The 6,686-nt window shown below is 56.1% G+C and carries 5 protein-coding genes and 1 pseudogene; 2 read left to right on the top strand and 4 right to left on the bottom strand.

Annotated features, from left to right (window positions below):
• The first annotated feature begins 186 nt into the window (after positions 1–186).
• Entirely contained in the window at positions 187–1,425 is a 1,239-nt protein-coding gene (locus tag HGT1_RS13300; RefSeq protein WP_176250436.1) for a hypothetical protein, read from the top strand.
• Between the two features lie 61 nt (positions 1,426–1,486).
• The gene (locus HGT1_RS13295) at positions 1,487–1,837 is read left to right on the top strand and encodes a hypothetical protein (RefSeq protein WP_176250435.1); all 351 of its coding nucleotides are present in this window, start codon (positions 1,487–1,489) and stop codon (positions 1,835–1,837) included.
• Positions 1,838–1,941: 104 nt separating this feature from the next.
• Here the strand turns inward: HGT1_RS13295 and HGT1_RS18345 are convergent.
• The 4 genes and pseudogenes from HGT1_RS18345 to HGT1_RS13280 all read right to left on the bottom strand — a co-directional run.
• Positions 1,942–2,082 (bottom strand): annotated as a pseudogene (locus tag HGT1_RS18345) (IS481 family transposase); the annotation flags it as partial.
• 226 nt (positions 2,083–2,308) lie between these two features.
• Positions 2,309–3,748 carry a DUF6538 domain-containing protein gene (locus HGT1_RS13290; protein WP_176250434.1) on the bottom strand — a complete coding sequence of 480 codons (1,440 nt, stop codon included), beginning with the start codon at positions 3,746–3,748 and terminating at the stop codon, positions 2,309–2,311.
• 502 nt (positions 3,749–4,250) lie between these two features.
• Positions 4,251–5,492 (bottom strand): saccharopine dehydrogenase family protein, encoded by a 1,242-nt coding sequence (locus tag HGT1_RS13285; RefSeq protein WP_176250433.1) that lies wholly within the window; start codon positions 5,490–5,492, stop codon positions 4,251–4,253.
• A gap of 44 nt (positions 5,493–5,536) precedes the next feature.
• Positions 5,537–6,631: a carboxynorspermidine decarboxylase gene (locus HGT1_RS13280; RefSeq protein WP_176250432.1), complete on the bottom strand. Its 1,095-nt coding sequence runs from the start codon at positions 6,629–6,631 to the stop codon at positions 5,537–5,539.
• Between the last annotated feature and the right edge of the window lie 55 nt (positions 6,632–6,686).

The raw sequence follows: 6,686 nt of genomic DNA, 5'->3' as shown, positions 1-6,686 counted from the left end.
TTTTAAGTGACATCCAACAGTACTCCTTAGACCTGGCTCAACGGTAAAATCATCTTACGCTACGCCGGTGCAGGGTCCGTCTACAGCATCAGGGCAAACTGATTAGCGCTTTGCAGCCAACCAGCCAAGCACTATCATTGCGACAGTTGAATGGACCGCACGAGCGGCAATGACAGGAGAGCGCGCTTGGCACAGGCACTTCGAAGGCATGATCATACGGCCTGGGTCACACATTTCGTGCGAAATCGCTTGCCGGAGCAAGATTTCCCCGGTGAAGACGAAGACGAGTATGGATACTTCGCGGGCGGCGAGCTTGAGGCCGATGCGGGTGCATTTCAAGTGCTCACTGCAATCATTCGCCTGGGCGGTCTTATGCCCGGCTATTCGTTTCGCAAGGGACGCACCACGATATACGGCGGACAGCCGGCGGTTTGTGCAACAGAGATGCCGCTCTATGCCTTCGCAACTTATGCGCGCGAGCGTGCGGAAGCCGGCAACGTCTCAGCCTACGGCATATCGTTCCTGAAGTCAGAGTTCTATGCAGCAGGCGGACGTCCAGCTATCTACGGGCTGTCGACTGATAACGTCAAATACAGTCGAAATGATCCCACCTGTAGGATCATCGATGAGGCGATCCTACCAGTCCGAGAACAGTTCCGTTTCATCGCGCATAATCCGGGCGGTGCGACCCGCCCTATCGACTGGAGCCATGAGCGGGAATGGCGCTGGGTAGCCTGCGACGACGAAGTCGATAATATCTGGGTCCAATACTATAATGGCATTTACGGCCCTGCGCCCGCCCTGCCTCTGTTCAAGGGTCCCAAGGAGGGACGGCCGCTCTCGCGCGTTTGCATCATCGTGTGGACGGCGGACGAGGCCAAGGAGATCAACGAACTCCTGACCGGATTTCATCTCGCCGGCTCGAACAACTACGGCTCACCCTTCGACAGACAAGTGATCGAACGATCGCGGATAATCGTGCTCGAGGAAGTCATCAAAGCTGTCGAGAAGAATCATGAACTCAATGCTCAGACGATAGAAGGTTTAGAAGAGGCCCAACTGTTGAGGTCTATAACCATCGCCCGCCCTCCTAAAAACGCGGCCAAGATTGTCGCAGACGCTTTCGCCGCGGCGAAGACGGCCGGCGAGCAGGCTGGTGCCGCCTTCAACGCGAAACATGGCAATGCCTCGGCCAGCTTCGGCTTCGCCCACGCCGCCACTACTGACGTCACAAGTCCTATCGTCCAGTACCTGCTCGCGTCCAAACAGGCGTCAGGGCCTTTCGACGGCGAGGTCTGGCTCAATTACCCAGGTCCCCACGGCTCCGGAAACATCGACTATGTCGAGGTAGTCTGCCGGGCGGCTGCGCAGGTCTTGGCTGAGAAACTTGGAATCGAGGTCTATGTGTCAGTGGCTTTGGACTGACTGAACCAACGCGGCCTCCAAGCCCGTGCTTCTATACAACCAAGCTCGCAGTATCGCGCTGATGAAGATAAAAAAGAGACTGCTTTGGTCAACTACCAATCAGCTTAACGGCGACGGCTATGGGGTCGGCTTCCGCCCCGACGATAACGCACGGGAACTGGAAGCTATCAACATTTGCCCTATCGAAACATGCCAGTCTGCCAGCGACTTCGAAGCCGCCATTGCCTTGGGTCCAAAGAATGGCAGGTATGTCCGCACAACGGACCTTGGTGCAACACGCAGCGAACGGCTGCTCTCCGCCCTTGGTGTCGGCGCTGGCTTTTTAGGCCAATCCAATTTCGCGGTTGCCGCGAAAGTCGGAAAAGTACGCCTACCAGACATAGACAAGCTCCGAGAAACAGATCCCAATTAAGCTCCCGAAAAATTCTTTGGCAGCTTCACGTCGTCTGCGTCCCTTTGTGGTATGACCGCGCCACGCCATTTGCATCATTTACAGCAAAGGGCTGGCGCGACACTATCTCGCTTGCGCCATTTCCACACAGTCTGTTCTGTTATGCCGTACCGCTCCGCCAGAACCCAAGCAGGCTCATCACTCGCTTGTATTTCCGCCTGCACCTTGTGCGTTGTCGTCGCCTGGCTCTGAAGTTTAATCAGTATTTGGCGTTCTTATGGATGTCATCTAAAACCGATCTTGCCATGAAAAATGAAGTACGGTGAGGGTCTAAGTGATCGTCCGAGATGGAATAGTCAGGGACTATGTTTACAGCGCCTGCTTATCAGAACAAAGGTATGTGGGACGTTTCCAAGAACAGTTGTTTTTGGAAGGTCGCGCACCCTGCCCCATTTACGCCGCCAGAAACCCATTTCACAACAAAGGCCAATTCTATCGCAACCGGTGACCCTCTTCCTCGAGCAACTGGTCAATCTTCGCCCAGAGTTCGGCTCTCGGACGTGGTTCCCAGCCATCTCCCTCGATACCAACGATCTCCTGGAGCAGGGCGCGCGTGCGTAGGTCCAACTCACTCCCGTAGACGGGACGCCCTCGCACTCTGCCGATCGAGTGCCCCATGAGGTATGCTCTTTCCTCGTTAGGCAAGCCTGCTTTCTTCATCCGGTCTTCAAACGTGTGGCGTGTACCGCTGATGACGTAGCGGCCGGTCTGACCATCGGGCAGCGAAGGGAAGAGGCCATTCTCACGGAGGAACCCGTTCACGGCTCCCGAGTAGGACGCCTTACCGCGATACTTTGCGAAGCCCATGGGGTACCTCCGCATGGCTTCGAGAGCCGGTCCAAGCAACACGATCGCACGGGCCGCAGACTGTCTCTTCAGTTCGCGCCGGTTCTCTCCCTCCAGCACCACCCTCAGCATGATGTGCGGAATCGGATCCTCCAGATGGATGTCCTCTTCTGGAAGATCGTAGATTTCGGACGCGCGGCAGCCGCATATGGCTGCAATGATAGCGATGTCCGAAGCCTCTTGATTCAAGCCTTCGAGCACTCTGTCTCTGATCAGGCTCTGCCGAACCCATTTCTCGGGTAGCACAAGCTTCTTCCGCTCGTCATCGGAAGGGTCGTAGGAGAGCTTCTCTACGCGCATACCCTTGAAAACGTTGGTGCGCTTGCTTTTCGGCAGCCGGATGTCGTCGTAATGCGCGTCGATCATCTGGCGCACGTATCTGATCTGCTTGTTTCCATAGTTCGTGGTCACCTCGCCGGTTCTGGCGCGCCGCTTCCAGAAGTCCTCATAGTCGGCCGCGTCCTGTTCAGAGATCGTGAGGATGGTCCGCATCCCGATCTGCGCCGTGAAGTCCTTGGCCGCGCGCTTGTAGTTTCCGCACCATTCACGGTGCTGGCGGGCATTCTTGGCACGGATGTCAGCCTCCTTCAGGACAGGCATGCGCTTTGACATCTCGTCGAGCGAGGCATCTGGGAGGTCGATGGAACCTAAGGCCGCAGGAACCGCCGCCGAATTTGGGTCGACGTTGGCGATGGCCTCGATTCGCGAGAGGAGCTCCTCTATAGGTCCTTTGAGCAGGTCATCCATCGGGCTAAATGTCAGGCCCCAGCCCTTGAGCAGCTCGATCGACGTATCGAAGATCGCGCGGGTGTCAGCTGCCTTGCCGGCACGTCGCGCCCTCCAGTCATTGAAGAGTGCCGCCCGCATGATCGAACACTGAGCTTCAGCCTCAATTCTGTCGCGTGTCTTCAGGGACCTGTTGATCTCAGGAAGCGGCTCGACGTCCGCGAATTCTGCCGGGACGCGCATGCGGATGTAGTAGGTCTTGCCTCGCTGGTCGAGGTATTCGGCGGTACTTGATGACAAAGGATCTGCCCCACATTCTGCCCCACACTGGGGTCGGCTTTAAGGATCCCCATCCGAGGTCGGATGGAGCGATTTCTCCTTAAATACTTGGGTTCATTTGCCCGAAGAGGAAAAACCTTACTTCCCTCCTGTTTGCCTCTTCTGGGCACCATTTAAACAGAGTAAGTTCTTTGATTGAAAAGAATTTATGACTGGGGGAAATTTTTAGACCGCGTTATCCTCTCAGCGCTGCTTGTATTCATCGCCCCATAAATATCGGCAGATGCATTTAGAGATATGTTGATTCATATCCATGGGTCTAGATTTCCACCGCTATCGGAAAAATCCAGTTCGCAAACCTTGGCATACACACACGCGTAATAGTTCTTGGTGTCGGCCGTAGATTTCTCATCACGGGTCGCTGGCGACGGTCCGGTTGCACCAGACCGCCGAGCGCGATGTTACCCGCAATGTTTGTTGTCATTAAGCAAACGGGCCCAAACCGTGACAGTGACGCCTGAGCCTAAGCGAGATGCCATTCCCGGTCCCCTTTGGCGTCTTTCACCCGTGTCGGAAGACCAATGTCATCAAGCAAGGTGAACAGCGGCTTGGGGTCCAGCTCTTCGACGTTCAGCATCACACCCTTGTCGTAGGTGCCATCCGCGATCAACATCGCGACCGCCACCGGAGGTACGCCCGCAGTGTAGGAAATGCCCTGGCTGCCGACCTCGTTAAAGGCGTCCTTGTGATCGGCGACGTTATAGACGAACACCTCGACCTCCTTGCCATCCTTGGTGCCTTTTACCAGATCACCGATGCAGGTCTTGCCGGTGTAGTTCGGCGCAAGACTGGACGGGTCAGGCAACACGGCCTTGACCAGTTTCAGCGGCACGACCTCAAGCCCTTCGGCTGTGACGACAGGCTGCTCGGACAACAGCCCGAGGTTTTGCAACACGGTAAAGACGTTGATGTAGTGGTCGCCAAAGCCCATCCAGAACCGGACATCGGCCTGCGGATAGTTGGCCGCCAGCGAATGAACCTCGTCATGGCCGGACATATAAGCCTTTTGCTTGCCGACGACGGGCAGATCCCATTCGCGGCCGACCTCGAACATCTTGTTCTCCTGCCACGCCCCGTTCTGCCAGCTGTAGACCGTGCCGGTAAATTCGCGAAAGTTGATCTCGGGATCGAAGTTGGTTGAAAAATACTTGCCGTGGTTGCCCGCATTGATGTCAACGATGTCGATCGACGTGACCTCGTCCATGAATTCATCCACCGCGAAACGCGCAAAGGCATTCACCATGCCGGGATCAAAACCGGCACCCAAAATCGCCGTCACGCCAGCCTTTGCGCAATCGTCGCGACGCTTCCATTCGTAATTTCCGTACCATGGGGGCGTTTCGCAAATCTTGGCGGGGTCTTCGTGAATGGCGGTGTCAATATAGGCGGCACCGGTCTGGATGCACGCCTCGAGCACGGTCATGTTGACGAAAGGCGACCCTACGTTGATCACGATCTGGGCACCGGTCTTGGTGATCAGGGCAGCGACCGCGTCACTGTCCATGCCGTCGACCTCATGCGCTTTGAACACGCCGTCCTGTTTCATCGCAGCCTTATCATGCACGCTTTGGATGATCGCCTCGCATTTCGCGACTGTCCGGCTGGCAATATGAAGATCGCCCAGAACATCGTTATTTTGCGCGCATTTATGCGCCACGACCTGTGCGACGCCACCAGCGCCAATGATAAGAACATTGCGTTTCATGTATCCAAAAGACCTCTTTTGTTGTTGCGTTCGTGTGAGCAGTTTTACGACAGGGCCGCGGCGAAATCATCGTAATCAAAATCGCGTACCAAGCGCGTCGTGCCATCCAGTTCACGGATCGCGATGCCCGGCATCTTGACCCCGTTGAACCAGTTTTTCTTGACCATTGTATAGCCTGCGGCGTCCTGAAACGAAAGCCGGTCCCCGGCCTTCAACGGCGCATCAAAGCGGAATTCGCCAAAGATATCGCCCGCAAGGCAGGATTTCCCGCAGATCATCCATTCATGATCGCCGGTGTTCGGGCTGATTTTCGCGGGCTCGCGGTAGATCAGCAGATCCAGCATATGCGCCTCGATCGAACTGTCGACGATGGCAAGGTTCTTGCCGTTGTACATGGTGTCCAGCACGGTCACCTCAAGCGTTGCGGCCCCTGTGATCGCGGCCTCGCCCGGTTCCAGATAGACCTGAACGCCATAGGTCTGCGCAAAAGCTTTCAGCCGCGCGGCCAAGCGGTCAAGCGGGTAATCCGCGCCGGTAAAATGGATGCCGCCGCCCAGACTGATCCAGTCCATATCACGTATCACCGCGCCAAACCGATCCTCGATCAAGGTCAGCATCTCGTCAAACCGTTCAAAACTGTCGTTTTCGCAATTGTTGTGGAACATCAGCCCGCTGATCTGGTCCGCGACGGCGGCAATCCGGTCGGGATCATGTTCGCCAAGCCGGCTGAACGGGCGCGCGGGATCGGCCAGATCGAATTCGGAAGTGGATACCCCGGGATTGACCCGAAGCCCCCTGATATGGCCCTGCGACGCATCAGCAAATTTGGTCAGCTGACCGATGGAGTTGAAAATGATCTTGTCGGAGCATTCCAGCACTTCGGCGATCTCGTGATCGGCATAAGCAACTGAATAAGCGTGGGTTTCACCGGGAAACTTTTCGTGCCCCAAGCGGACTTCGTACAAGGACGATGACGTTGAGCCGTCCATGTATTGCGCCATGAAATCAAACACCGACCACGTCGCGAAACACTTGAGCGCCAACAACGACTTCGCCCCGGACTCCGCGCGCAGCCAGGCGATTTTCTCGAGGTTCGGCAGCAGGCGCGCCTTGTCGATCAGGTAATATGGTGTTTGCAATTCAAGATCTTTCAACACGTTTCCGAGGTCTGTCTAGGTAGGGCCGAATGATCAA

This window comes from Sulfitobacter sp. HGT1 (assembly GCF_013282155.1).
Classification (GTDB): domain Bacteria; phylum Pseudomonadota; class Alphaproteobacteria; order Rhodobacterales; family Rhodobacteraceae; genus Sulfitobacter.
Note: the sequence above shows the minus strand (reverse complement) of the source record. Positions and strands in the feature narration are given on the sequence as shown.

Bases quoted from the DNA above. Each gene is read 5' to 3' on its own strand.
- HGT1_RS13285 (WP_176250433.1), bottom strand. From the start codon at position 5,492: ATGAAACGCAATGTTCTTATCATTGGCGCTGGTGGCGTCGCACAGGTC.
- HGT1_RS13295 (WP_176250435.1), top strand. From the start codon at position 1,487: ATGAAGATAAAAAAGAGACTGCTTTGGTCAACTACCAATCAGCTTAAC.